At 49.0% G+C, this 24,653-nt stretch carries 22 protein-coding genes; 12 read left to right on the top strand and 10 right to left on the bottom strand.

From position 1 onward, the window contains the following. Positions 1 to 106: 106 nt before the first annotated feature. A complete protein-coding gene (misL, locus tag HV229_RS00275; protein ID WP_181546647.1) occupies positions 107 to 2,989 on the bottom strand; it encodes an intestinal colonization autotransporter adhesin MisL in 2,883 nt (960 codons plus the stop codon). A 75-nt stretch (positions 2,990 to 3,064) separates the two neighbouring features. Further along, positions 3,065 to 3,682, bottom strand: a complete 618-nt coding sequence (locus tag HV229_RS00270; protein WP_016155022.1) for a helix-turn-helix transcriptional regulator — start codon at positions 3,680 to 3,682, stop codon at positions 3,065 to 3,067. A gap of 577 nt (positions 3,683 to 4,259) precedes the next feature. Between HV229_RS00270 and HV229_RS00265 the strand changes: the two genes are divergently transcribed. From HV229_RS00265 to HV229_RS00255, 3 genes are all read left to right on the top strand, one after another. Next, positions 4,260 to 5,033: a winged helix-turn-helix domain-containing protein gene (locus HV229_RS00265; RefSeq protein WP_181546645.1), complete on the top strand. Its 774-nt coding sequence runs from the start codon at positions 4,260 to 4,262 to the stop codon at positions 5,031 to 5,033. After that, positions 5,030 to 5,494: a hypothetical protein gene (locus tag HV229_RS00260; protein ID WP_016155024.1), complete on the top strand. Its 465-nt coding sequence runs from the start codon at positions 5,030 to 5,032 to the stop codon at positions 5,492 to 5,494. Before HV229_RS00265 ends, HV229_RS00260 begins: the two co-directional genes overlap by 4 nt. Before the next feature lie 343 nt (positions 5,495 to 5,837). Next, a complete protein-coding gene (locus tag HV229_RS00255) occupies positions 5,838 to 7,334 on the top strand; it encodes a C69 family dipeptidase (protein ID WP_016155025.1) in 1,497 nt (498 codons plus the stop codon). 62 nt (positions 7,335 to 7,396) lie between these two features. On the opposite strand, the gene HV229_RS00250 is transcribed toward HV229_RS00255, so the two are convergent. Next, positions 7,397 to 8,059 carry a LuxR C-terminal-related transcriptional regulator gene (locus tag HV229_RS00250; RefSeq protein ID WP_181546643.1) on the bottom strand — a complete coding sequence of 221 codons (663 nt, stop codon included), beginning with the start codon at positions 8,057 to 8,059 and terminating at the stop codon, positions 7,397 to 7,399. 481 nt (positions 8,060 to 8,540) lie between these two features. Between HV229_RS00250 and HV229_RS00245 the strand changes: the two genes are divergently transcribed. The 4 genes from HV229_RS00245 to HV229_RS00230 are packed head-to-tail and all read left to right on the top strand — an operon-like array spanning position 8,541 to position 13,317. Continuing rightward, the gene (locus HV229_RS00245; protein ID WP_046274747.1) at positions 8,541 to 9,122 is read left to right on the top strand and encodes a fimbrial protein; all 582 of its coding nucleotides are present in this window, start codon (positions 8,541 to 8,543) and stop codon (positions 9,120 to 9,122) included. Positions 9,123 to 9,176: 54 nt separating this feature from the next. Continuing rightward, entirely contained in the window at positions 9,177 to 9,881 is a 705-nt protein-coding gene (locus HV229_RS00240) for a molecular chaperone (RefSeq protein WP_046274748.1), read from the top strand. A 26-nt stretch (positions 9,882 to 9,907) separates the two neighbouring features. Then, a complete protein-coding gene (locus HV229_RS00235; RefSeq protein WP_181546642.1) occupies positions 9,908 to 12,379 on the top strand; it encodes a fimbria/pilus outer membrane usher protein in 2,472 nt (823 codons plus the stop codon). Next, positions 12,370 to 13,317: a fimbrial protein gene (locus HV229_RS00230; RefSeq protein ID WP_181546640.1), complete on the top strand. Its 948-nt coding sequence runs from the start codon at positions 12,370 to 12,372 to the stop codon at positions 13,315 to 13,317. Before HV229_RS00235 ends, HV229_RS00230 begins: the two co-directional genes overlap by 10 nt. A gap of 60 nt (positions 13,318 to 13,377) precedes the next feature. Here HV229_RS00230 and HV229_RS00225 read toward each other — a convergent pair whose 3' ends face one another. Both HV229_RS00225 and HV229_RS00220 read right to left on the bottom strand, forming a co-directional pair. Continuing rightward, entirely contained in the window at positions 13,378 to 14,214 is an 837-nt protein-coding gene (locus HV229_RS00225; RefSeq protein WP_181546638.1) for a helix-turn-helix domain-containing protein, read from the bottom strand. A gap of 355 nt (positions 14,215 to 14,569) precedes the next feature. Next, on the bottom strand, positions 14,570 to 15,475 hold the full coding sequence (locus HV229_RS00220) for a LysR family transcriptional regulator (RefSeq protein WP_181546636.1): 906 nt from the start codon (positions 15,473 to 15,475) through the stop codon (positions 14,570 to 14,572). Positions 15,476 to 15,585: 110 nt separating this feature from the next. Here HV229_RS00220 and HV229_RS00215 point away from each other — a divergent pair, with 110 nt between their 5' ends. The 3 genes from HV229_RS00215 to HV229_RS00205 all read left to right on the top strand — a co-directional run bounded on the left by HV229_RS00215 (position 15,586) and on the right by HV229_RS00205 (position 17,912). Further along, the gene (locus tag HV229_RS00215; protein ID WP_016155033.1) at positions 15,586 to 16,593 is read left to right on the top strand and encodes a zinc-binding alcohol dehydrogenase family protein; all 1,008 of its coding nucleotides are present in this window, start codon (positions 15,586 to 15,588) and stop codon (positions 16,591 to 16,593) included. Between the two features lies 1 nt (position 16,594). After that, a complete protein-coding gene (locus tag HV229_RS00210; protein WP_047415729.1) occupies positions 16,595 to 16,900 on the top strand; it encodes a putative quinol monooxygenase in 306 nt (101 codons plus the stop codon). Positions 16,901 to 17,009: 109 nt separating this feature from the next. Beyond that, positions 17,010 to 17,912, top strand: a complete 903-nt coding sequence (locus tag HV229_RS00205) for a carboxylate/amino acid/amine transporter (RefSeq protein ID WP_016155035.1) — start codon at positions 17,010 to 17,012, stop codon at positions 17,910 to 17,912. 28 nt (positions 17,913 to 17,940) lie between these two features. Here the strand turns inward: HV229_RS00205 and nlpA are convergent, their stop codons facing one another. Both nlpA and HV229_RS00195 read right to left on the bottom strand, forming a co-directional pair. Continuing rightward, positions 17,941 to 18,759, bottom strand: a complete 819-nt coding sequence (nlpA, locus tag HV229_RS00200) for a lipoprotein NlpA (RefSeq protein WP_181546634.1) — start codon at positions 18,757 to 18,759, stop codon at positions 17,941 to 17,943. A 171-nt stretch (positions 18,760 to 18,930) separates the two neighbouring features. Beyond that, entirely contained in the window at positions 18,931 to 19,347 is a 417-nt protein-coding gene (locus tag HV229_RS00195) for a GNAT family N-acetyltransferase (RefSeq protein ID WP_016155037.1), read from the bottom strand. A 130-nt stretch (positions 19,348 to 19,477) separates the two neighbouring features. On the opposite strand from HV229_RS00195, the gene HV229_RS00190 reads away from it, so the two are divergent. Both HV229_RS00190 and HV229_RS00185 read left to right on the top strand, forming a co-directional pair. After that, on the top strand, positions 19,478 to 19,771 hold the full coding sequence (locus tag HV229_RS00190; RefSeq protein ID WP_019078023.1) for a YicS family protein: 294 nt from the start codon (positions 19,478 to 19,480) through the stop codon (positions 19,769 to 19,771). 92 nt (positions 19,772 to 19,863) lie between these two features. After that, positions 19,864 to 21,246, top strand: coding sequence for a glycoside hydrolase family 1 protein (locus tag HV229_RS00185; RefSeq protein ID WP_181546632.1), 1,383 nt, complete (start codon positions 19,864 to 19,866; stop codon positions 21,244 to 21,246). A gap of 55 nt (positions 21,247 to 21,301) precedes the next feature. Here HV229_RS00185 and nepI read toward each other — a convergent pair whose 3' ends face one another. The 3 genes from nepI to uhpT all read right to left on the bottom strand — a co-directional run bounded on the left by nepI (position 21,302) and on the right by uhpT (position 24,647). Then, positions 21,302 to 22,486: a purine ribonucleoside efflux pump NepI gene (gene nepI, locus HV229_RS00180; RefSeq protein WP_094169436.1), complete on the bottom strand. Its 1,185-nt coding sequence runs from the start codon at positions 22,484 to 22,486 to the stop codon at positions 21,302 to 21,304. A 168-nt stretch (positions 22,487 to 22,654) separates the two neighbouring features. Beyond that, the gene (locus HV229_RS00175; RefSeq protein WP_016157801.1) at positions 22,655 to 23,107 is read right to left on the bottom strand and encodes a DUF1198 family protein; all 453 of its coding nucleotides are present in this window, start codon (positions 23,105 to 23,107) and stop codon (positions 22,655 to 22,657) included. Between the two features lie 148 nt (positions 23,108 to 23,255). Then, entirely contained in the window at positions 23,256 to 24,647 is a 1,392-nt protein-coding gene (gene uhpT, locus HV229_RS00170; protein ID WP_003023929.1) for a hexose-6-phosphate:phosphate antiporter, read from the bottom strand. Positions 24,648 to 24,653: the final 6 nt, after the last annotated feature.

The following is a 24,653-nucleotide window of genomic DNA, read 5'->3' as shown; positions in this document are numbered from 1 at the left end:
CACCACCTTATTTGCCGGATAGCGCTAACGCTTATCCGGCATTCCCCCACAAAAAATAAAGCCGCTGACCCAATAATCAGCGGCTTTTCCATTACCTGCAACTACGTCAGAAGTTATATTTCACGCCCAGCATACCGCGGGTGTCGCTGTAGCCTTTGTCACCAACCTGTTGGGCCACGTTGCTCCACACGTTGAGGCGCGGAGTGATTTGACCTTCAACGCCGACTTTCAGCTCGCCAATGTTCTTGGTGCCACGCATGTCGTTGCTCACATCGTCCATCTTCACGCGAGTCGTCTGCGTGTTGTGGATCCAGTTGGCTTCAACAAACGGCTGGAACTCACGAGATTTACCGTCGTCGATGGCGTTGTGACCGTTGATAAAGGCTTTTACCCCCAGACGGGTCATCAGGTTGCCATCGGTGTTGTCCTTCACGCGGGTACCGTTCGCTTCGCGGTGGCTGTCGGCCTGCACGTCCATCCACACCACCTGAGCTTTCGGTTGCAGCCAATAGCTGTTGCGCTCGTTTTCACCCAGTTTGAAGCTGTAACCGGCTTCAACAGAAGCGGTGATCCCGCTGGATTTATATTTCTCCGTCGCCTGCTCCTGGCCCATCACCTTGTTATCAAACCAGTTGTACAGCATCCAGGTGTCTACATAAGTGCCGGTCTTGTCAGCGTCATTGGCATACCAGGTGCCGTACAGTCCCACGCTGTAACCAGTGACCTGACCACGTGAATGGTAGCCGGTCAGACTGGACTGCGTGCGGTTCTGGCTGTTGGCATAACCAGCCATCGCGCCGAGGTGCCAGCGGTCGAGGCCGTCGCTACTCCACTGCGCCAGGTCACCGCCTAACTGCAAGACATAGCTGTTGCTTTGGGTTTTCAACTGCCCGCTACCGTCTTTGAAGCGGGTATGTGCCCCGACGTTACGCATCCACAGACTGGTGACTTTTTTCTCGCCCGTCAGCATATCGACGTACTGCGTTTCCCCCAGACGATCGTGGAGTCGGGTCATGAACAGCGTGTTAGCAGCGTAGTTGTTCGCCAGATAACTGCCTGCTTCCGGGCGGTACTGCTGCTCAGTGACAGGGGGCGCAACAGGTTCTTCCGGCTCAGGGATAATCGGGTCGACAGGATCGACCGGGTCTGGGTCAACAGGACCTGGGTCAATAGGGTCAACCGGGTCCGGGTCAACAGGACCTGGGTCAATAGGGTCAATAGGGTCAACCGGGTCCGGGTCAACGGGATCTGGGTCAATAGGGTCAACCGGGTCCGGATCGACGGGGTCCGGCTCTTCCGGATCCGGCGGAGCAGGAATAAAGCTGGTCAGATACCAGTTGCTGCCCTTTTGCACCACGTTATAGTCGTACGCACCGGCAACAATACGGCCCGCTTTCTCAAAAGTACCGTCAGAATTACCGGCCACTTCGATGATCTCAATTCCCTCAACGGTTTGCGCCCCGGTTCCGCCAATATTGTTCACTGCCACAAATGCGTTACCCGCGGTGTTGCCGAGCACTTTCAGCTTGTCGGTTTCGGAGGCATCGTCATTCAGGACGGTATTGAAAACGAGTTTTCCGCCGTTGCCGGTAAAATCTTCATTGATAGTAAGCGTCTGCCACGGTTCGCCGTCAGCATGCCCAAAGTTCACCACTGACCCGCCGTTCAGCGTCAGGTCAGTGAGCGTTGAGCTGTTGGTCATGTTCCAGGTCGCATCGCTCATTTGCAGCGAGATAACCCCCGTCCCGGCAGTGGCGCTGGTGACGTATGACGCCCCACTCCACAACGAGTTGTCAGTCATATTGAGTTTGATGGTACTGTTTTGCTGCGGCTGGGTGTTGTTTGCGGCAGTAGCACCGGCGGCGTGAAGATCGCCGTCGATAAGGAAACGCCCGCCAGCAGAACCGTCGACGATGCCGCCCGTTTCTGTACTGATGGCATAGCTTTCATTGCTGTGATTGCCCGCCATAGCAATAGTAGCGCCGCCACCGAGATTTACCGTGCCGCGTGAAATCGCATACAGGCCGCGTGGGGCCTTGCTGAATGAGTAAACTTTATCGATGCTGTTAACACGAATCGTCGCATTATCACCCAGATTCACCGTCGCATTATAGGAATAGACCGCATGGGCGCTGGCTCCGCTCACCGAAATAGTGGCGTTATTGCCCAGTTCCGTTTTGGAAGATGAGGCGGCGTAGACCCCTATTGAGGAAGTGCCCGATGTCTCGATGGTGGCGTCATTGCCAAGGCGGATTGAGGACCCGCTCTGTCCGGAGCGGATTCCCTCTGAGCTGTTACCGGTAGTCACAATGTGGGCACGATCGCCGACAATAATCGTATTTTTGGCAAGCGTTGCGTCTCTAAACGCGTTGGCGGTGATGCCACGTCCCTGGTTACCGGTGGTTTGAATATACAGATCGTCGCCGACGTAGATGTTTGCTGAGCCTATCCCACCCTGACCGATGGCGTTGTATCCGGCGTTAATACCATCACCATCCTGGCCGTCCACATAAATACTGGTGCGATCCCCGGTGATAATAAAGACTGGATTATCCGGCGTATTAGCCCCGTGCGTGCGGATACCGTCAACATCTTTACCATTATTAGCGGCATTCTTTGACTGTGTGCGAATCGTAAGGTCGTCACCGAAAATAACGCCCGGGCTACCCGTCGCGCTGTTCTGAATAACGGTAATGGTGTGTTCGAAGGCTTCTCCTCCTGGCCCATTCAGCGTTAATCCATGACCATAAACGGGAATGGTACCGGCACTCCACTGATAAACATAATTCGGCGTATCGCTGTTTTTTTTGAAACTGTCATTCGTCTGTGCAGGAAATAAAGCCTGCAACTCCGGCGAAAGACTGCTCACCAATCCACTGGCAGGAAGACTATCAATATCAATCCAGGCCGCGTGGGTTGAAAATACCATTGACGTTAACGCGGTTGATACCGCTATCGCAATGCGTGAGTAATGCTTAGGTTTTTTCATAATAGCCTCCTGCTTTCGGGCGTAGGGCGTCCACCACATCGCAAAGATGTGAAAATAGTAAGAATCAAAAATGCGTTATAAAATATTCGACAGTATTTGATGAATGCTATGGCCTAATTTATCTTCAAGCCTGAGCTTGTAGACATATATTTTCTTAATATCTATATTATCTATTTTGGTAATTTGCTGAATACTTTTCCCTGACACAAACCGCTTCAGTAATATCATTTCTGTATAGTTGAGTGAGCGTCCGCGTTTACTGTTCGCAAGGTGGCCGGTAAATAATCGGCGAATTTTCTGATGCTGAACTTCATCATCATCATCGGAATATATAATCCCTTGTATTTTATTGCTTTTCGACAGCCAGTAGTTGGCTAACGGCGCGAGATTCCTGTCCGCTATCAACACAATATACATACCGCTGTAGGCCAGCCGGTCAACCCATTGCGGATCGGCGAACAGGCGCAAGTTTGGGAAGGAAAAGTCCACAAAAATAAACCCACGCGACAAATGATTTTGATTATTAAGGAGAAGTTTTTCAATAATTCCTTTTTGCAGAAAACTATTTCCCTCTGGCCAGATCGCAAAAGTGGCTCGGTGACAGTAGTTGGCGCGTACCACAGTATCCGGAAATAATTGACAGGATAATTCACAGCTTATGCAACGAACACTCTGTGATGGTGATCTCTTCATCAAAAATGACTCCTGTTATTTTTCCATAAATATTTCATTGGTAAATAAATGTGTCAATCCGACACGTGTGACATTCCTTGTCAGTTAATAACAGTGACACCTAAAAAATGTAATAAACTCCTGATATGTTATTATGTATAGGCTATAAGTAATGCGATTGCGCTAAGCTTTTTTCTGCTTTATCTCAGAATAACAGTCTGGGTATTAGGAATTTTATGCATAAATCCAAATCCCAGAATAAAAATTAAAAAAGCACTATTTGCTAAAAATTAACCAATGAAAGGGGCTCTTATTAATTACACAATCCTGATAACTCAATCCCCCTTGAAGTGCTGTTGATAAATATAATGAGAATTCAGATAAAACTGTAATGAATTCTCATTATTTAACATTAGTTAATACTCACCTAAGAATTTACACACGTAACACATTGTATTTAAAGTGTTTTTAATCCTTAAGTGAAATTCTTATCTTCGATCACGTACAAAGAGTGAGGCATATTCACGATTTGGATGTAAAATTTAAGGTATGTGTAGGCACACGCGGTGATACGTTATAGTTACTGAGGGCTGGGCAATTGTACCTTATCAATCAGTTGGTCGAATTTAATCCTGACAGCAAAAGTCTGGTCAATCGTCAGACCGGGCGGTCAATACAACTTCAGCTCCCAGCTTCGCTTTGCTTTCTCTATTTAATTACTCACGCAAGTGACATTGTTTCGCAGAACACATTGATAAAAGTGGGTTGGGGTGAGAGAAATAATGTGACCACAACCAACACATTTTACCAGGCTATTCTGACGCTACGTAACGCGCTGGCGGATGTGGGTCTGCCACGTGATACGGTGAAAACTATTTCACGACGCGGACTCAGATTAAATGGAAATACGCAGGTAGAGGCGATAACGCATCCTCAGAGTGAAGTTTTCCAGCAACCGCTAATAGAGGAATACGCGCCCCCAAAGATAATTCCTCCCGCGGCACAACAAACGACGCGGGTCCCCTGGTGGAATATTATATTTAGCGCTGGCATCGTTATTGCCACCTTGTTTATCTGGCTGGTGTGGTATCAGACACGTCCTGTTATGCCGTTTAGTAAATTCATTTCTGTTTCTATGCAGGTCCCATCTCGGCAAAACTGTAAAATTTATTACTCACTGAATGATCACGATCAGGAAAATTATTTCAATCTGATGCAACTGCACCCTTCTCTCTGTGAAAACAACAAGCATGTTTTCCTTTCCGGCTACCGTAAAGCGGAGAGGATCGTAGCATTTGTTTGTGATAAAGATGCACGGGTAGATGCGTACGCGTTTTGTACTACCCATTATTACTGGATGCGCGGGCAATGAAAAAAATACACCACCTTATTTTAATCGTAATCGGCGTGGCGACATTGCTCGGCTCAGGCGGATGGCTATGGCATTCACGCTATGCCGAAAAGCAGCTAAATTGCGTTGGAAATGTCGAATGGAATATTGGCAGCAACCGCTTTGCTGGTACGGTTTCATTTCGGATGTACAAAGATGCGGGGCTAGCGACCATTACCGGAAAACTGTACGGACGTAATACCTCAGACATTAGCAGGAACATCTATTTCAGTTATACCCGGCAGCACGAAGCCCGAGTGCTACAGGCAATGCAGGTGGTCAAAACCTTCGCTGACAGCGCCGATGAAGCTGATATTAACAACACATTACCCGGATTTTACCGTCAAAGCGGACGAAACCTGAGCCTGGTTATGGAGGAGTATAAGGGCGCATGGATTTTTGCCAGCTCAAATGTCCCCTCGCTGTATTGCCGCAAAAGGTAACGTCATATCCGGATACAAAAAGCACGCCCCCTTCAATAGAATTCATATTTGCCATCATCGACTTACGCGACATGGGTCACTGAATCCACTCATATCCCATTGCTATTCTTCATCCCGAATCAGGAAACATCCTGAATACCACGATATCCATTGCGCAATAATTAAGCGAAATGGGCGTTTTATTTTGCCCAGAAGACTTCAACCTACGGATGGATATTTGGAGAAGACGTGGACAGGGGCGTTTATCTCTCTCGCGAGCAATGTCTGAGCGTTCAGGCGTTATCGCATTTCAGGAAACGGTGTGTTTCCGGTGTATTTTTGGCGTACATATGAGGGATACGTAATGTTTACTTTTAAAAAGTGCCTGATTGCACTTTCTATAAATTTGGCCGTTGTTTCATCAGGTTTTGCTTGTACGACCCTATTGGTCGGTAATGAAGCATCAGCGGACGGCTCCATGCTGGTAGCCCGTAGCGCTGACAGTGATGCCCTGAAAGCGCAGCATTTTGTCATTCATCCGGCAAAGCAGAATCAGACCGGGGTATACAGCACCAAAGCACATAATGGCGCGAATGACTTTACCTGGCCGCTACCCAAAAACTCTCTGCGTTATACCACCGTTCCAAACTGGAAAACCCAACTGCACGGCGCGACCGGATTTAACGAATTGGGCGTTGGCGTGAGCGGTACAGAATCTATTTTTGCCTCAGCAAAAGCGCTGGCTGCCGACCCCTATGTCGAGGATAAAGGGATCACCGAAGATGATATCCCGGATATTCTGTTGTCCCAGAGCAAAACCGCGCGTGAAGCCGTGGCGCTACTGGGTCATATCGTTGAGACCGTCGGCGCTGGGGAAGGTTTTGGCGTGGCCGTCGTCGACGATAACGAAATCTGGTACCTGGAAACCGGCAGCGGTCACCAGTGGATGGCGCAGCGCCTGCCGAATAACCAGTATTTTGCCACCGGTAATCAGGGCCGCTTACAGGATTACGACCCTAAAAACCCGGACATGATGGCGTCAAAAAACCTGATTCAATTTGCGACCGAAAAAGGTCTGTACGAACCGGCAAAAGATGGCAAATTCAACTTCTCCAAAGCCTATACCCGTGATGATGAGCGTGACCGCACGTATAACGATCCCCGCGTATGGACCATCCAGAAAGAGTTCAATCCTTCCGTAAATCAGGATATGGCCAAAGGGCGCGAATTCCCGGTTTTCATGACGCCAGAGAAGAAGATGACGCTGGATGATGTGAAGGCCGTGCTGCGTAACCATTACGAAGGCACCAGCCATGACCCGTACACCAACGGTCTGAACGGCAAAGAGCCATGGCGTCCGGTTAGCGTCTTCCGCACCTATGAAGCGCACGTGATGCAGGTCCGTCCGTGGTTGCCAAAAGAGATTGGTGAAACGACCTACATTGGTCTGGGTATGGCCGACCTCACCGCGTTTGTTCCGTACTACAGCGGCCTGAAAGCGTATCCGGCAAACTATACGATGGGTACCGATAAAGCGGACGATCAGTCCATTTACTGGAAATACCGTAAGTTACAGACGCTGACGATGACCGATTATCCGAAGCTCGCGCCAATCGTCAAAAAAGCCTACAAAGCATGGGAAGATAAAGTGGCGAAGGAGCAAAAAGAGGTCGAAGCAAAATATCTGAAGATGGCAAAAACCGATAAACCTGCCGCAGATAAGATGCTGAATGACTTCAACTTGCGCATCATGGCCGATGCCGAGAAGCTGACGGAAGATCTGACTAATCAGCTCTTTACCATCCGCACTAAAGACATTCAGTCTGATATCTTCTTCGCAAACGCTGCGAAAAAAGACTGAGTAACGACACGATGACATGCTGGCGCAAAGTAAGCTTCAAAACTTTGCGCCAGTAGTACGGTTTACATTTCCTTCCGCGGCAGTTGATCGAGAGCCAGACTTCTTAGATGCAAGTTGGCCCAGCAAGCTGCCTGTGTTCGGTTATTCACAGATATCTTTTTAAATATATTATAAATATGCGTTCTCACTGTATTTTCACTAATAAAAAATGCGTTAGCAATTTCTACATTAGACGCACCTTTCGACAACTCAGTTAAAATTTCATATTCTCTTTCGGTTAAAACGCCGTAGTTATTATCTGATGGCGTGAGGTTTACATACTCTGGCAGCGGTGACAGTGAGCGTGGTGAACGGGGGGTTTTTAGCCCCTCTTTAAGGAGTTCTAACAAATATTCTGTAGAGCAATTATTTGGTACGATCGACTCAAAATTTGGCCACAGCATGCTCTCATAGAGTGGGAGCGACCGCAGGCAGTTAATAATATAAACGCGCAAACTATATACGCTGTCATTGAGTAATTTTGACCAGATCTTTTTTAATTTACGGCTTGATGCCTGTATGTCATAGAGGATGATACTTCCCTCAACGATAAATGACATGTCTGGTCTGCTAATGTTAACAAAATCAACCAAGATATTGTTTTGCTTATTGAGATAATCCAGCAAGAGTTGCGTCTGTATTGATTGATTGCTAATGAGTATTATCTTACTGTCCATGTTAAGCATATGTAGCCTTCATTCAAATGATGATTGAAAATATTCCTTATCGTTATTGCATGCCAAGCCAATAACAAGTCACTACTTAAGATTAAAGATAATCTGATTGAATTATAAGAATTTAGCTAATTGTGCAATTCGATCATTCGCTTTTTCCGAGTGCAGGATTCGATTTTTCTTTATAGCATTTAAAGAAGTATCACAATACAAACATAACATATTGTATTCCAAGTATTTTTATTTAACCTTTGAGTAGAGGACTATCTTAATCACAATCTGCTTATAGATAATAATAATTCATTAATACTCATAGTTAATGATCATTATTAATATTATAGGATGAGTGAAATACGTCCAATCTACGATGTACAACAATAATTTATCTAACATAATTGATAGCGGGCGACAGCCTTACAGGGCGCAAGAAAAAAGGAGCCCAGACAATGTTACTGATAATAGGGACGATCTATCTCTAAATGAGGAGCGCATTATGAGTAAACTATCCATTATAAGTTTAATTAGCTGTGCCATCGCAATTCCTTCCGCTATGGCAGATTTTGGACATGGCCCCAACAGGGATCAAAAAGGCGTTGTTAATTTTTCCGGTCATGTTTATTCCAATTCGTGCATAATTGAAGCCGGTGATAAAGATAAACAGGTAAAATTAAACCCAGTTCTCAATACATTAGTTAGCAAATTACATGCAACGCAACTCCAGCAATTCAGTATTAAAGTGAAGGGTTGTTATATTAATGAAAAAATAGTTCCCAAATTAGCCTGGAATGTTAATTCCCCTCTAACTCACGATGGATATCTCAAAAATACGACAAGGGGTGGAGCCCAAAACGTAGCGCTAGTCCTTAAGGATAATCGTGAAAAAAATATTAACCTGAGGAATAAGAATGACCGATTTGAACCTGAGAAAGATTATCTCCTACATGGCAATGATAGCCCGACTTTAACTTATAAATTCAGCGTAGGTTACATTATACCACGTGAAAATAGTGGTTCATCATATGTTCAACCGGGACCGGTAAGCGCTCAGGCAAACTATAGCATTACTTATCTCTAAATACACAATGCTATAGCTGCCTTGCGCTATAGCATTTATTTTAATAGAGGCTTCATGAAAATTTTCATTTATTTATTAGCTCTATTTGCTCTCTCTACCGCACATGCAAATAATATCATTGTCAATGGCACCCGATTTATTTACTCTGAAGATTCCGCAGAGATCACGATACAAATGACGAATACGGGAAACTATCCATCGTTGGCCCAGGTATGGTTGGATGAGGGAAATCCAGAAAAGTTACCGGAAGAAATTTCCACTCCATTTATTATTTCTCCACCCATTGCCCGCGTTGACGCAGGCAATGGGCAATCACTCAGAATAAAAAAAGCCGTTGATAAAAATATTGTCGCCACCGACCGTGAGTCTATGTGGTGGCTTAACATACTGGATATTCCTTCCGTGGATAAGAATAGCGTCACGGACAATTCAGCTGTGCTCAATTTAGCCATTCGCTCACGCTTTAAGTTTTTCTGGCGACCCAGTGGGTTAGGTGACCGTCAAAACGCGGAAAATAAGGTAAAAATTATTGCTGACCAACGTGACATAACGCTGGTAAACCCCACCCCCTTCTTCATCACGGTTGCGGATATTGTGACGTCTTCAGGCCATGGACTCATAAACGAAGGGGTCATGATCGCCCCGAAAAGCAGAACGACTATCAATGCAAAACAACAAGTCAGCCAGGGGGAATCGGTTGTTTTACAAGCAATCAGCGATTACGGCGGAGTTGTGGAACACAAAACAACCATTAATTAATAAAAAGGGATAAAAAGGAATTAGTAATGGGTTTATGTAAAAGGATCCTCACCATACCCTGTTTCATTATTTTTCATGGTTCATTATTTTCCGTTGGAGCTCACGCAGAAGACAGCACTCGCTACGAGTTCGATAATGCCATCTTAATGGGCAATGCTTCACTTAACGATTTGCAGTCCTTTAATGCCGCAGGCTTATTGCCCGGGACATATATCGTAGATATTTATATTAATGATAACTGGCGTGGACGTCGTGAACTATTATTCAAAAAAGATAATCACGGCGATTTAGTTAGCTGTTATTCAGAAGCATTTCTCAAAGGCGTGGGCATTAACCCAGAAAAAATGAATCAAACGCTGGCAGCTCACCCTTCACGCTGCGGCAGCATTGCCGATTGGGACACCAGCGGGAAAGCAACGGAGAGACTCAACACCAGCCAGCTTGAGCTGCGCATCACCATCCCGCAGGCTTATGTTGATAATATCGAAAACAATTATGTCCAACCTGAACTCTGGCAACCAGGAGTGCCGGCGATTAATTTCAGCTATAACGCCGATTACTACAGCAGCCAGCAACGTGGTAACGATCGTTCAAGTACGGACAGCGCCTGGGTGGGAATGGATATCCGAAGCTCTGCTGGAGGGTGGCTAATTGAACATTTTGGTAGCCAAAATTGGGACAGCAAAATAGGTAGCCATTACGCCAATAATCGCACGACGCTAAAACGGCCCATCACTCGTTGGAAATCCATGTTAAGCGCTGGCAAGTTCTATACTGACAGCCAGATGTTCGACAGTATGGCTATTCTCGGAGTGGGATTGGCTTCTGAGGATTTAATGCGCCCGGATAGCACGCTGAACTGGGCGCCGATTATTCGCGGCGTAGCTGAGACCAACGCCCGCATCACCGTCACCCAGGATGGTCAAACCATTCATCAGTCCTCGGTTCCGGCTGGGCCATTCTCGATTGATTCCGTGTTGCCCGCGAATACTGGCGGCGAGTTGCTGGTCACGATTCAGGAATCAGACGGGCGTATCCGCCGCTTTACCGTTCCATACTCTTCGGTACCACAGCTACTAAAACCCGGCATTTCGCGCTATGGCATCACTCTCGGGACCGTCGATGAAGATAATTATGATGAAGATCCGTTTTTAGCCCAGGCCTACTGGCAGTATGGCCTGAACAACTATTTAACGTTGTATACCGGGGCCTCTGGATTCGAGCGCTATCAGTCAGCCCTCATCGGTAGCGGTCTGAACACCCAGCTCGGCGCATTCGCCCTTGATATCACCCAATCGCGCCTAAAGCTTGAGGACAATCGTCAACAAGGACAGCTGTATCGTCTGACATGGAATAGCACCCTACCCTGGTCGGCAACCGCGCTCTGGCTGGAAGCAAAATACAGTTCACATCACTTTTACGGTCAACGCGATGCGCTGGATGCCCTGGATGCCCTGGATGCACAGGCATTCGTCAGCCAATATTTCTCGTCACGCGAGAAGCAGTCGTTTAGCGCCAGTATTAATCAGCCGTTATCCGATACCTGGGGTTCATTCTATTTATCCGGCTCTCTTAAGAAGTTCTGGGATCAGCAGGATAATTATCGCCAGTATGCCGTGGGATACACCAATGCCTGGGGCAACCTGACCTGGAGTATATCCGCCCAGCGTTTTTGGAATGAGGATCAACAGGGTTCGGTCACCAAAGATGACCAAATCATGCTCTCATTCAGCTATTTCCTGCCCCGGGATAATGCCGGTTTTACGCAGATCTCCTCTGATAGCTACAGCAATAACGGCAAAGCCAGCAATACACGCCTCGGCTTCACGACCTCGACTGATGAGGAAAACAATATCGTTTGGGGGGTCAATACCGGCTATCTCCGCGGCGGTAGTGTGGAATGGGGAGCAAACGGCATGGTGCGTACGCCTTATACCTCGCTGAACGGGACGTGGAGTCAGAGTAACTCATGGCACCAGGTAAGCGGTGGAATGAGTGGCATGCTGGTTGGGCACGCGGGGGGAATAACCTTCTCGCCAGAGCGCTCAGATACCGTCGCGCTGGTCTATGCGCCTGATGCGCATGGCGCTCATCTTGAAGGCGTACCTGGAACCCGCTTCGATAAAAATGGCTACGCCATTCTGCCCTGGCTTCGTCCGTGGCGCGTGAATGACGTTACTATCGATCCAAAAGGTTCAACTGAAGGTCTGAACTTTACCAAAACTCAGGCCAAGGTTGCGCCTTACGAAGGTAATGTCATTCCAGTCACCTTTGAAACGACGCTCAGAAAACAGAACATTATTTATCCCCGCCTGCAGGGTCAGCAGAGAATGCCATTCGGTGCCATCATCCGCGACAATGCCAATAATCATGTCGGCTACGTCGGACAAGGCGGTGCGCTTTATATTGATGAAACCACCTCACCAGAAGTGTTCGTTTCACTGGAAACAGGGAAATGCACGATCGTGTTAAAAAACCAGGAGGCCACATGTCGGTAATACGTACCGCTTTAATTCTGGGCTGTGCCTTGGGCATTCATCAGACAGCCAGTGCTGCATGTACCCTGACCACACAAAAGTTTATTTTGTCGCCGGAAATCGTTAACGATAAGCAATCAATCCAGTCAGGGGGAGTTATTCAGACGCGCACGCTTTCACTACAGAATATTCAGGCGTCAGGCTGTACTAACAACCAGCCTTTTTCCGCACAGATTATTGGCGATCGGTCCGCAATGAAACAACCCGGTATTATACGCAGCAATGTGAGTGGGATTGGCATTAAAGTCACCCTGGAAACCTCAACCGGACAAACGATCCAGTGGCCATCAACTTTCAGAGCGACGGCAGATGAATTCAGGAACAGCAAAATAAAGATTGAGCTGATCAAACTGGATGATCAGCTTGCGGCAGGAGCCGCTGCGGGTTCCATCAACCTGCAAATCAGAAGTGAGGCTCAATCATTGCCCGTGGTGGATATCATTGTGCCGGCAAAATATATCACGATGCTCAACCGGTCATGCGCAATCAAAGGTAACCGCTCGATCAACGTCAAACTGCCCGATATAGCACTTGAGCAATTCAGAGGCTATGGAAGCACTGCGGGAAGAAAACCATTTACTATCGACCTTCTCTGTAAAAGTGATTTTACGACGCCTTCCCGGGTTATTCTAAGCTGGAGCGACACAGAGAATGGTCACCGCAGTATTATTGGTGTACTAAAGAATATCCACCCCAAAGGCGCTGCTGGCATCGGCATTCAGGTGTTAGATCAACAACAACAGCCTGTTAAACTCAATACACCTTCATATATCAATTTAGCGCCTCAAGATAAAGGTAATCATTCCATCCCGTTTTATGCTCAGTATTATCAAACAGCTAACAATGTCAGTCCCGGCATTGTACGTTCAGTTTTTTATTTCAATGCTGAGTACCAATAATCAATCCTAATCTAGGTGTACTGCGAGGTCTTTGCTCCACGCAAGTGGAGCTTTTTTACATTACACATCTATCGGAATGTAATGTTCACAGGTGATTATTTTATTTTTAAGATCCTCTTGGTTATAATGGAATATTTCAATATCATAGCCTGCCTTTCTTTTTAATTTACTCTCCGGCAACATCTTAAAATAAATATATCTTGAATAAAGTGGATAGTCCTCTTTCTTGAATCTGAATGAAAAACAGGCATACGTTCCCGAAGGACACTCATAACGATTATAGGCATTGGGCGAATGATGACTTTTATTACCAATGATGCTTTTAACTTTCAACCGCATCATTGAGTTTGGATTAGACGAGAAATCAGTTAATGCCCGCACATTTTGTTTTGAACTGCTAAGTTGCTCAAATATTAGATTTAATCGATGCAGATGTGAGTCACTGGCAGGCGGGATTGGTGTGTCATAATTGTACTGAAATCCATGCACGGTATCAGCAGGTAAGGTACGTAGTTGCAATTCGCCGACAACAATATCACTGCGCAGTACAAACGACATTAACGGCGAAAGGTCCCAACTGGGATTTTTACGGTATTCTGTGGGGGTATAACCGGTTAGTTTTTTAAATTCACGGCAGAAAGATTGCTGAGAATCGAATCCCACCCGCACTGAAATATCGATAATATCCATATGAGTAAGGCGTAACAAGCTTGCTGCTTTGGTTATCCGTCGCCTACGAATATAAAGCCCCACAGGCATATTTATTCGCTGTTTTAAAATATTCTGTATATGCCTGCGGCTGTATCCGGAAAACTGTGAAATGTCATCAATACCAATGCCTGAAACAAAATTATCTTCTATATAATACAATACATCATTTATAGTCTTTGACTTCAATGGCCCTCTCCTACCCCAATAAATAACGTAATAACAAAAAGCATCAATGCGTTTAACAATCAGGCAAAGAAATAGGTATGTATCGGGGCTATTATGTTTTATATCGTAGCAGAAGGTATCTCGTCAAATACCTTTTAATAAATATACAAGTCATTAAATCATCGACCAAAAAATTCTTAACATAAATATTATAAACACTGCATTAGTTTAAGAAACAATATTTATCGAAGAAACTATACTCATTGAAACAATTATCACTAACTGATCGGCGTTCCGATCAGATTAATGCCAGCAACAGAGATTAGCTATTATTTATGCGTATGGCTATCGAATAATATTCCTGCGATTGAACACCTCACGGGAAAATGCCCAACGTGTCACACCGCGCCTTCACGGCGTCATGCAGCAGACGGACCGCCGTTGAAAGCTGCTTACGATGTGGGCAAATCATATTCAGCGGGGCTTTCTCGCCCAGGTAATCAGGCATCAGTAGCTGCAATCGTCCATCACGCACATCCTCGCTGACATCCAGCCACGACTTGTATGCGATGCCTTCTCCGGCAATCGCCAGCCGTCGGATTACTTCAGCATCATCGCTCATAATGGTGCCGTTAACCTGCACACTGCTAACCTCGGCGTTATGCGTAAACGTCCAGCGATCGTGCAGGCGTCCGCGTAAGACGAAGGTCATGGCGTTGAGCTGTGTTAAATCATCCGGAGTTTGCGGCGCGCCGTTTTGCACAACCCATTCCGGTGATGCCACCAGCACGCGTCGGTTACCCGGTGCGACAGGCAGCGCAATGTAAGATGCGTCTTCGGTGTTGCCATAGCGAAACGCAACATCGACGGGGTCTTTAAAGACATCCGTCACCTGGTCGGAGAAAAAAATCCGCAGGCGCAGCGCGGGATAGCGGCGTCGAAACGACTGAAAGACCGGCAGCAGTAGGTTCCGACCGAGATCGGAAGGTACGGCGATTTGCAGCGTGCCTGAAACTTCATCTTCCGGGGTCTGAATTTTTTGCAGTCCGGCATGCATCACGTCCAGCATCTGGCGGGCATAGGGTAGCCAGACCTCACCTTCCGGCGTCAGGCGCAGACTGCGCGTGGAGCGGGCAAACAAGCGGATAGCCAGCGTAGATTCCAGGCGCTTAATAGCAGAACTGACCTGAGCAGGCTGAACGCCGACTTCGCGTGCGGCATCGCTAAAACTATTTAGCGCCGCGGCGCGGACAAACAACGTGAGATCTTCAAGCCGGAACATTTTCACTCCCCGAGTATAAGTCCTGTCGCCGAAGGGCTATTTTTCCCGTTCTGCTACCGGTTTACCATCGAATTATTCAACAGATAGAAGGTTTATTAACCGGAGAGATTATGAAAGCCATCGCTATTACCCGCGCCGCAACCGACGGCAGTAACATTGAATTTTTACAAGAGATTGACCTGCCCATGCCCGTCGCCTCCGGGCACGATCTGCTGGTTGAAGTGAAGGCCATTTCCGTCAACCCCGTTGATACCAAGGTCCGCGAAGGTTTTAACGCTGATGTGCCCCGCGTGCTGGGTTGGGACGCCGTTGGCGTAGTGAAGTCCGTGGGTGAAGCAGTCACTCTGTTCGCTCCTGGCGATGAAGTCTGGTACGCCGGTGCGCTGGGTCGCGCTGGCAGTAACAGTGAATTTCAGCTGGTTGATGAACGTATTACCGCGCTGAAGCCGCAATCTCTGGACAACGCTTCTGCTGCGGCACTGCCGCTGACCGCCATCACCGCCTGGGAAATGCTGTTCGACCGCCTGGGCGTTGAGGAAAATGGCAATGAAAATGATGTGTTATTGATTGTTGGCGCTGCTGGCGGCGTCGGTTCTATCCTGACGCAACTGGCCAGTAAGCTGACCAAAATGACTGTCATCGGTACCGCTTCACGTCCACAGAGCCAGAAATGGGTACGTGAAGCAGGCGCTCATCATGTGATTGACCACAGCAAACCGCTGATGGAAGAGCTGGCTCGGATAGGCATTAAAGAGGTGACGCACGTTGCCAGCCTGAACAATACCGAGCAGCACTACCCGCAAATTATTGCCGCCCTGGCGCCGCAGGGCAAACTGGCGTTGATTGACGATCCGCAAACCCTCGATGCACGTCCACTGAAGGCCAAAAGCATTTCGCTGCACTGGGAATTTATGTTTACCCGTTCGATGTTTACCACCCACGACATCATTGCGCAGCATCAGCTATTAACCCGCGTGGCACAGTTGATCGATGACAACACCATTCGCACCACGCTGGGCGAGCATTTTGGCGCAATCAACGCGGCGAATCTGCAAAAAGCGCACGCGCAAATTGAAACCGGTCGTTCAGTCGGCAAGATTGTGCTGGAGGGGTTTTAACATGTCTGATTCAGAGGTGATTTCAATTATTGCGGTACTGAAAGCCAGACCGGGGAAAATCGACGCACTAAAACAGGCGCTGCAGGCTCTGCTGCTGCCCACGCGCCAGGAGCCGGGCAATATTGAGTATGCCCTGTTCCAGTTGCGCGACACACCGGATGTCTTCTACGTTCGTGAATCCTGGCGCGGTCAGGCCGGTCTGGACGAGCATATCGCCCTGCCCCATTTCCAGACGTTTATTCTGCAAATGAACGAGCTGCTGGCCGAACCGCTACGACTGGATTATCTGACGCCGATTGCGCCGTAAGATGACTGCCGAAGCCCCCTGCGGTGTGGGGGGTCATATCTCACTCGCTTCGTTATCTCTGCTATGATGCCTGCACACAAATAAAACAAAACAACATGCAGAGGGAAAGATGAGTTCCACCAGAAGAGGGATGATGAACGTCCTGATTGCCGCCGTATTATGGGGAAGTTCAGGCGTTTGCGCGCAGTACATCATGGAACAAAGCCAGATGTCGTCGCAGTTTCTGACCATGACGCGCCTGATTTTCGCGGGGCTCATTCTGCTGATGCTCTCTTTCGTTCACGGCGACAACGTATTCTCCATTATCAAAAACCGCAAGGACGCCATCAGCCTGCTGATTTTTTCCGTGGTCGGGGCACTCACCGTACAGCTAACCTTCCTGCTGACCATCGAAAAATCCAACGCCGCCACCGCGACGGTGCTGCAATTTTTGTCACCGACCATTATCGTGGCGTGGTTCTCCGTGGTGCGCAAAGCGCGGCCGGGGGTTTTAGTGCTGACGGCGATCTTCACCTCGCTCATCGGTACTTTCTTACTGGTCACCCACGGTAACCCGACGTCGTTATCTATCTCAGCTGCCGCGCTGTTTTGGGGAATAGCCTCGGCGTTTGCCGCCGCGTTCTATACCACCTACCCCTCAACGCTCATCGCGCGCTACGGCACATTACCGGTCGTCGGCTGGAGTATGTTAATCGGTGGAATGATCCTACTGCCGTTCTATGCCGGGCAGGGAACTCATTTCGTGGTGAATGGCAGTTTAATTCTGGCGTTTTTCTATCTGGTGGTCATCGGCACGTCACTCACGTTTAGCCTGTACCTGAAAGGCGCGCAGATGATTGGCGGACCGAAAGCGAGCATTTTAAGCTGCGCGGAACCGTTGAGCAGTGCGTTGCTGTCCCTGCTGCTGTTAGGCATCACCTTTACCCTGCCAGACTGGCTGGGTACGCTTTTGATCCTCTCATCGGTAGTGCTTATCTCAATGGACTCACGTCGCCGCGCCAGAGCGGTTTAACCCCAACCGGCGCGGCAACGGGTGACGATTACCAGCCCGGAACTGCGCCGCCGTTAAAGATAGTTTCTGCCGCCTTCGCCACTTCCGATGACTGATAAGATTGCAGGAATTCTTTCACATTCTCGGCATCTTTATTGTCTTCTCGCGCCACGAGAATGTTCACGTACGGTGAATTTTTGTCTTCGATAAATACGCTGTCATGTACCGGAGAAAGCCCGGTTTGCTGGATGTAGGTGGTACTGATAATCGCCACATCCACTTTTTGATCATCCAGTACGCGCGGTAGCTGCGCCCCTTCCAGTTCCATAATTTTCAGATGTCGCGGATTATCCGTAATATCCAGCGCCGTTGGCAGCAGGCCGGTATCCGCTTTCAGAGTGATTAACTTCTCTTTTTGTAGCAGCAACAGCGCCCGCCCAAGGTTGGTCGGATCGTTAGGTATCGCAATCGTCGCACCGTCTTTTAGTTCAGCAACGGTTTTGATTTTCTTCGAATAACCCGCCATCGGGAACACAAAGGTATTGCCCACCGCTACCAGCTTATAGCCGTGCGCTTTATTATCTTGTTCAAGGAACGGACGATGCTGGAAGACGTTGGCATCCAGCTCACCATGATTAGTGGCATCGTTGGGCAGCAGAGAACCGCTAAATCCCACCAATTCCACCTCCAGGCCATATTTTTCTTTAGCGACTTTCTTCGCGACTTCCGCCACATCCTGCTCTGCACCGTTAATCACGCCCACTTTAATATGCTTTGCATCATTGTTCTGCTGATCGCATCCTGCCAGCAATAATCCCGCCAGTAATAACGCCGCCCCAGCCCCGAAATAAGGTATTTTCAGTTTCACGTTTTTTCCTTTTGCAATAACCGCCTGATGAGTAATGAAATGACTATAGCGGGAAGGCCGCTGCGGTTTAAAAAACGAAAAAGCATCAGCAAGAAGAAAAAAGCATAATGCGAAAAGGAAAATGAGTCGGAATGTGCCGTTAGGTCATCCCTTTTGCAGTCCTTCCGGTCATCAAAACGTTTTCGACAAATAATGGCGCGCGGAACCGGTTTCTGGAAAGTTATCGAGGGTCATTTGCAACTGATAGCCGTTTTTCTGATAAAACGGCAGCGCCTGGAAACTCATCGTGTCCACCAGCGCATGCAGGCATCCTCTCTCACGCGCCGTCTGTTCAGCGGCCTGCATCAACTTTGTGCCGTAACCGCCTTTACGCAGCGAGTCATGCATCCACAGGAAATCAATACACAGCCATTCGCCTTTGATTTTACCGATCAGCCCGCCCAGTATTTCATTGTGCTCATCGCGCCAGTACACCGCCAGGTCGCCAAAATTGGTGGTCCTCAGGAACTGGCGATTGTAGGCGCGCAGTCCAACAAGCAGAGCATTTTGATCGTCTTCAGTAATGGTATCTGTAATCTGTATTTGCATCCTATCCTCCTGAAAAACTAAAACTTCTGGCTGATTTTCTTTTTAGAAATTAACACAGGCTGATGAGTGAGGCGCATGCCGTCTACACTTACTCTTGAGATGATGCGCATCGACAACAAGGATTATTATCATGAAACAAGCCGTTTTACCGCTTATTGCCATTCTTTTCATGCTGCCGGGTTTGGCGCAGGCCGATTCGGCTTATGGCTCTCTACAGTCCGTTCATGAAAAAAACACCGTATTGAAGGATTTACGCAAGATTTGTACCCCGCAGGGGTCGCCATCGGATGAGGTGTGGGAAAAAACGATTATGGCTGATACCCGTAATCAGCAACACATCCGCGAAGCCATTCTGGCAATACAAAGAAACAATCAGAACAACTACTGGGAAGCGCTGGGCAAAGTTGAATGCCCGGATTTGTAACTATCGCATTGAAAAACGAGTGCTGTAACCGGTTTCTGTTTTGCAAAATCGCCTATTGTGTAGGGAAATGAAACACATCAAGGAGCAAGATAATGCGATACCGTTTTCCCGAAAACTTTTGGTGGGGCAGTGCCTGCTCGGCGCTGCAAACCGAAGGGGATAGTCTGAACGGCGGCAAAAGCCAGACGACATGGGACGTGTGGTTCGACCGCCAGCCTGGGCGTTTCCATCAGGGGGTTGGCCCGGCGAACACCTCGGCCTTTTATCAGCACTGGAAACAGGACATCGCACTGCTCAAACAGCTGAAGCACAACAGCTTCCGCACTTCAATCAGTTGGTCACGACTGATCCCGGACGGTACTGGCGACGTCAACCCGCAGGCAGTTGATTTCTATAACAACGTCATCGATGAGCTGCTGGCGCAAGGCATTACGCCATTTATCACCCTGTTCCACTTCGATATGCCGATGGTGATGCAGGAGAAAGGTGGCTGGGAAAACCGTGATGTGGTTGAGGCGTTTGGTCGCTACGCACAAACCTGTTTTACCTTGTTCGGCAATCGGGTGAAGCACTGGTTCACCTTTAACGAACCGATTGTCCCGGTAGAAGGCGGCTATCTGTATGACTTCCATTACCCTAACGTGGTGGATTTCAAACGCGCGGCCACCGTGGCGTATCACACCGTACTGGCGCATTCCACGGCGGTACGCGCGTACCACGCCGGAAGTTATGACGGTGAAATCGGTGTGATCCTGAATTTAACGCCCTCTTATCCGCGCTCACAACACCCAGCGGATGTAAAAGCTGCGCACCATGCGGATCTGCTGTTTAACCGCAGCTTCCTTGACCCGGTGCTAAAAGGTGAATATCCGGCGGATCTGATAGCGCTGCTAAAAGAGTACGATCAACTCCCAGCATGTCAGCCAGGCGACAGTCAGCTCATCGCCGATGGCAAAATCGACCTGCTCGGTATTAATTATTATCAGCCGCGCCGCGTGAAATGTCGTGATACTGCCGTCAATCCTGACGCGCCGTTTATGCCGGAGTGGCTGTTTGATTATTACGAAATGCCGGGGCGTAAAATGAACCCTTACCGTGGCTGGGAAATTTACGAGCCAGGTATTTACGATATTATTACTAATCTGCGTGATAACTACGGCAACCCGCGCTGTTTTATTTCTGAAAACGGCATGGGAGTCGAAAATGAGCAACGTTTTATTCAGCAGGACCAAATCAACGACAGCTACCGTATTGAATTTGTTTCTGCGCATCTTAAATGGCTACATAAAGGCATTAGCGAAGGGTGTAATTGTCTTGGCTACCATATGTGGACCTTTATTGATAACTGGTCCTGGCTCAACGGATATAAAAACCGCTACGGTTTTGTCCAGTTAGATTTAGATACGCAAAAACGTACGGTGAAGAAAAGCGGCGAATGGTTTGCCCATACCGCCGAAAACAATGGTTTTGATTGATTCAGTCGTCAGATAACGATGTTGCCTGAAAGCTGCGCGCCATCAGGCAACAATCTCACTGTATTCTGACCTTCATCGTGACCAGAAGCGCCGTCAGCAGCATCAGGCTGCCGGAAAGCATCAGGGGCGAAAGCAGTCCGAGGTTATCGAGCGCATAGCCTCCCACCGCTGCCCCGCAGGTATTGGCAAGCTGGATCACGGCGACCTGGACGGATCCAGCTTTTTCTGCCTGATCGGCAAGCGATCGGGTGATCCACGTCGACCAGCCGACCGGAACCAACGCAAACGCCAGGCCCCAGATAATCGCAATACCTGCCGCCACAACTTTGTCGCTACCCCACAGGATCAGGACCAGCGCGCTAAGCGCCAGCACCAGCGGCGCACCGGCTAAGGCCAGTTTGACCGAGCGCTTCAGAACTACCGAGGAGAGCGACGTCCCGACAAAGCTGGCGATACCAAAACTCAGCAGCACCAACGTCAGGCCATCAACTTCAAAGCCTGCCAGATTCATATAGATCGGGCGAATATAGGTAAAGAAGGCGAACTGTCCGGCAAAGGACATAAAGATGGCAATCATCCCGGCCATCACCCCCGGGCGCTGCAGCAGGATGAACATATTTTGTTTCTGATGCGAAGGTTCACCTGGCAACGACGGCAGCGCTCTCACCACCCAAATCGTGCACAGCACGCCCATTACCGCCGCCGCATTAAACACGTTGCGCCAGCCGATAATACCGCCCAAAAAACTCCCCAGCGGCGCGGCAATCACCAGCGCGACAGAGACCGCGCCAAAAATCACCGACAGCGCTTTCGGTACCGTACGGGCGGGAACCAGACGCATGGTCAGCGACGCCGACATCGCCCAGAATCCGCCAAGCGCCAGACCGAGACAGGCGCGGCCAATGAGCAGCAGTGAAAAAGAGTTGGCAAAGGAAACCAGCAGGCAGGAGAGCGTCAGCAGCACCGAAAACACGATCACCACGTAGCGACGATCGGTCGCCTGGATAATTTGCGTCACAAACAGGCTGGCGAACATGGCAACAAATGCCGTCACAGTCACCGATTGTCCGGCAACACCTTCAGAAATCCCCAGATCCTGCGCCATCGGCGTTAACAGGCTAACGGGCAGAAACTCAACGGTTATCAGGCAGGCAACGCAGAACGCCACGGCGAATACCGCCGACCAGTTCGGTCGGGCATTTGCCTCAGCGCGGGATTTTTGTTCAACAGCTTCACTCATTTTGTTACCTGCGTGGGGTTATTGCAGAAAAGTTACGCAGTGTAACATTAAATTTGTGACGTATTTAACGTTTTGGTAACTTTACCGCTGAATGTCGACGTGTCTTATTCGACCAGCGGCAGGGTCCCTTTGTCGGCCTGAGTCACGTAACGCCAACAGGCATGACTGTCAGTGTAGCCAGTGCACGCCATCTTCGGGCTGGAAAAAGGCGTTATAGCGCATCTGAAACGCATTAAACTCCTGCATATCCGGCTCTATCTCGCGCAGAAAACCGAGCGCCAGACGCACCTGTGCGTCAGTAATCGGCGTGGCCAATCGGGCTTTTTGCAGCCAACGGTGCCATTGCAGCAGATTCGACTCACTGCCGTCGACAATAACGATTTGCCAGATCAACAACACCTGGGCAGCATTTTGCAGATGTGATTCATCTGGGCGGTGGAGGTACTGTAAAAAAGCCTCACCCTGTACTTTTCCCATCTGATCGATCATCGACTCTACCGGCACAACATCAATATTCAGTCGCTCGCTCAGACGGCGAATTGCCCGTCGAGATCCGGACGTCAACACCCGAAAACCCACTACAAAAACAACGACCAATGTGGCCAGCATTATCCAAATCATGCGCACATCCATTACCAGACAGGATGCCCATCATAACGGCAAATTCCTCTCTGTCGACGACTGAACGTATCAACACGATTCAGGATGGATCCGCGACATAAAAAAGCCCGCCATCCAGGCGGGCAAAAGTTACCAATGCACACTTAACTTAAGCGACTTTCAATTGTTGAATTTTTTTCTCGCGGCGAATTTTACGTTCTTCAAACACGGCCACGATGGCCATCAGGCAGATACAACCGATGGCGGCGGTATCCAGCGCGGCGAACGTGCCCGCCCAGCCGGTCAGACCAAAAATCGGCGTGCCGTCGGCAATCATCCCCAGACCCAGCTTGGCGAAGCTGTCACCAATCAGATATGCGAAGGTGCCTTTAATCCCATCGGCTGCGCCGATCGCTTTTTTCGGTACGAATCCGACGGCTGCAACGCCGATTAACAGCTGAGGACCAAACACCAGGAAGCCCAACGCAAACAGCGAAGCCAGATAGACATACTGGTTGCTGGCGTGCTGATAAACGCCCAGGGTCGCGATAATCAACGCCAGCGCCACGCAGGCTACCAGCGCACGACGACCGTTAGCCAGGTCAGAGAGCCAACCCCACAATAGCGTGCCGACCAACGCGCCCACTTCAAACAGGGTAAAGCCCTGAATCGCCACTTCTTTGGAGAGCTTCAGCTCCTGGAAAGCGTAGACAGTGGACCACTGGTCGATACCGATGCGCACCACGTACAGGAAAATGTTGGAGAAGCACAGCAGCCAGATCACTTTGTTTTTCAGCACGTACTCAACAAAGATCTGCCATTTGGTCATCTCATTTTCTTCAGTCTCTTTGTCCTCTTCGCTTATCTCCTCGCCGAACAGCTCTTCAGCTTTACCGAGGCCATAAGACTCCGGGGAGTCGCTGCCGTAGCGCAGGCCGATAAAGCCGACAATCAGGGCGATAATCGACGGGAAGATAAACATACCAATGACGTGACCGTCGAACAGATAGTTGGCGCCAAACAGCGCCACGCCAGCCGCACCCGCACCACCGAGGTTATGGGAGATATTCCACATACCGAGGTAAGAACCCCGCTTGCGACGCGGCGTCCATTTGGTGATGGTGGAATAGCTACACGAGCCGCCAGTACTCTGGAAAAAACCGCTCAGCGCGTAGAAGGCGATCATCAGGAACAGGCTGGTTGAACCCGCCCCCATGCTGGCGCTGAAGCCGAGCATACAGATGGCGGAGAGGATCAGCATAAACGGCAGGAACTGCTTGGTATTTTTGCCGTCTGCGTAGTAGGAAACCAGCGTTTTACCCACGCCGTAGGTGATGGAGAAGCCCAGGCCAATCATTCCCAGCTGCGTCATGCTCAGCCCGTAGGTGGAGATCATGTCGTTCTGCGCGATGTTGAAGTTTTTGCGGATCAGATACATGGTCAGGTAGCCAATAAAGACTACCAGATAGGACTGCATGAACGGTTTGAACCACATTTTGCGCCGCACATCGAGCGGCAGATCCAGGGTCGGCTTGCGTACCTGGTTTAGAAAGGCCAGCATTTGACA

The sequence above is a fragment of the Citrobacter sp. RHBSTW-00524 genome, assembly GCF_013747755.1.
Classification (GTDB): domain Bacteria; phylum Pseudomonadota; class Gammaproteobacteria; order Enterobacterales; family Enterobacteriaceae; genus Citrobacter; species Citrobacter braakii.
This window is presented reverse-complemented; position numbering and strand designations above follow the sequence as displayed.

What these genes read in the sequence shown, in the direction of transcription:
- misL (WP_181546647.1), bottom strand. Translation starts at nt 2,989, where the DNA reads ATGAAAAAACCTAAGCATTACTCACGCATTGCGATAGCGGTATCAACC.
- HV229_RS00270 (WP_016155022.1), bottom strand. Translation starts at nt 3,682, where the DNA reads ATGAAGAGATCACCATCACAGAGTGTTCGTTGCATAAGCTGTGAATTA.
- HV229_RS00260 (WP_016155024.1), top strand. Translation starts at nt 5,030, where the DNA reads ATGAAAAAAATACACCACCTTATTTTAATCGTAATCGGCGTGGCGACA.
- HV229_RS00255 (WP_016155025.1), top strand. Translation starts at nt 5,838, where the DNA reads ATGTTTACTTTTAAAAAGTGCCTGATTGCACTTTCTATAAATTTGGCC.
- HV229_RS00250 (WP_181546643.1), bottom strand. Translation starts at nt 8,059, where the DNA reads ATGCTTAACATGGACAGTAAGATAATACTCATTAGCAATCAATCAATA.
- HV229_RS00245 (WP_046274747.1), top strand. Translation starts at nt 8,541, where the DNA reads ATGAGTAAACTATCCATTATAAGTTTAATTAGCTGTGCCATCGCAATT.
- HV229_RS00240 (WP_046274748.1), top strand. Translation starts at nt 9,177, where the DNA reads ATGAAAATTTTCATTTATTTATTAGCTCTATTTGCTCTCTCTACCGCA.
- HV229_RS00235 (WP_181546642.1), top strand. Translation starts at nt 9,908, where the DNA reads ATGGGTTTATGTAAAAGGATCCTCACCATACCCTGTTTCATTATTTTT.
- HV229_RS00230 (WP_181546640.1), top strand. Translation starts at nt 12,370, where the DNA reads ATGTCGGTAATACGTACCGCTTTAATTCTGGGCTGTGCCTTGGGCATT.
- HV229_RS00220 (WP_181546636.1), bottom strand. Translation starts at nt 15,475, where the DNA reads ATGTTCCGGCTTGAAGATCTCACGTTGTTTGTCCGCGCCGCGGCGCTA.
- HV229_RS00215 (WP_016155033.1), top strand. Translation starts at nt 15,586, where the DNA reads ATGAAAGCCATCGCTATTACCCGCGCCGCAACCGACGGCAGTAACATT.
- HV229_RS00210 (WP_047415729.1), top strand. Translation starts at nt 16,595, where the DNA reads ATGTCTGATTCAGAGGTGATTTCAATTATTGCGGTACTGAAAGCCAGA.
- HV229_RS00205 (WP_016155035.1), top strand. Translation starts at nt 17,010, where the DNA reads ATGAGTTCCACCAGAAGAGGGATGATGAACGTCCTGATTGCCGCCGTA.
- HV229_RS00195 (WP_016155037.1), bottom strand. Translation starts at nt 19,347, where the DNA reads ATGCAAATACAGATTACAGATACCATTACTGAAGACGATCAAAATGCT.
- HV229_RS00190 (WP_019078023.1), top strand. Translation starts at nt 19,478, where the DNA reads ATGAAACAAGCCGTTTTACCGCTTATTGCCATTCTTTTCATGCTGCCG.
- HV229_RS00185 (WP_181546632.1), top strand. Translation starts at nt 19,864, where the DNA reads ATGCGATACCGTTTTCCCGAAAACTTTTGGTGGGGCAGTGCCTGCTCG.
- nepI (WP_094169436.1), bottom strand. Translation starts at nt 22,486, where the DNA reads ATGAGTGAAGCTGTTGAACAAAAATCCCGCGCTGAGGCAAATGCCCGA.
- HV229_RS00175 (WP_016157801.1), bottom strand. Translation starts at nt 23,107, where the DNA reads ATGATTTGGATAATGCTGGCCACATTGGTCGTTGTTTTTGTAGTGGGT.
- uhpT (WP_003023929.1), bottom strand. Translation starts at nt 24,647, where the DNA reads ATGCTGGCCTTTCTAAACCAGGTACGCAAGCCGACCCTGGATCTGCCG.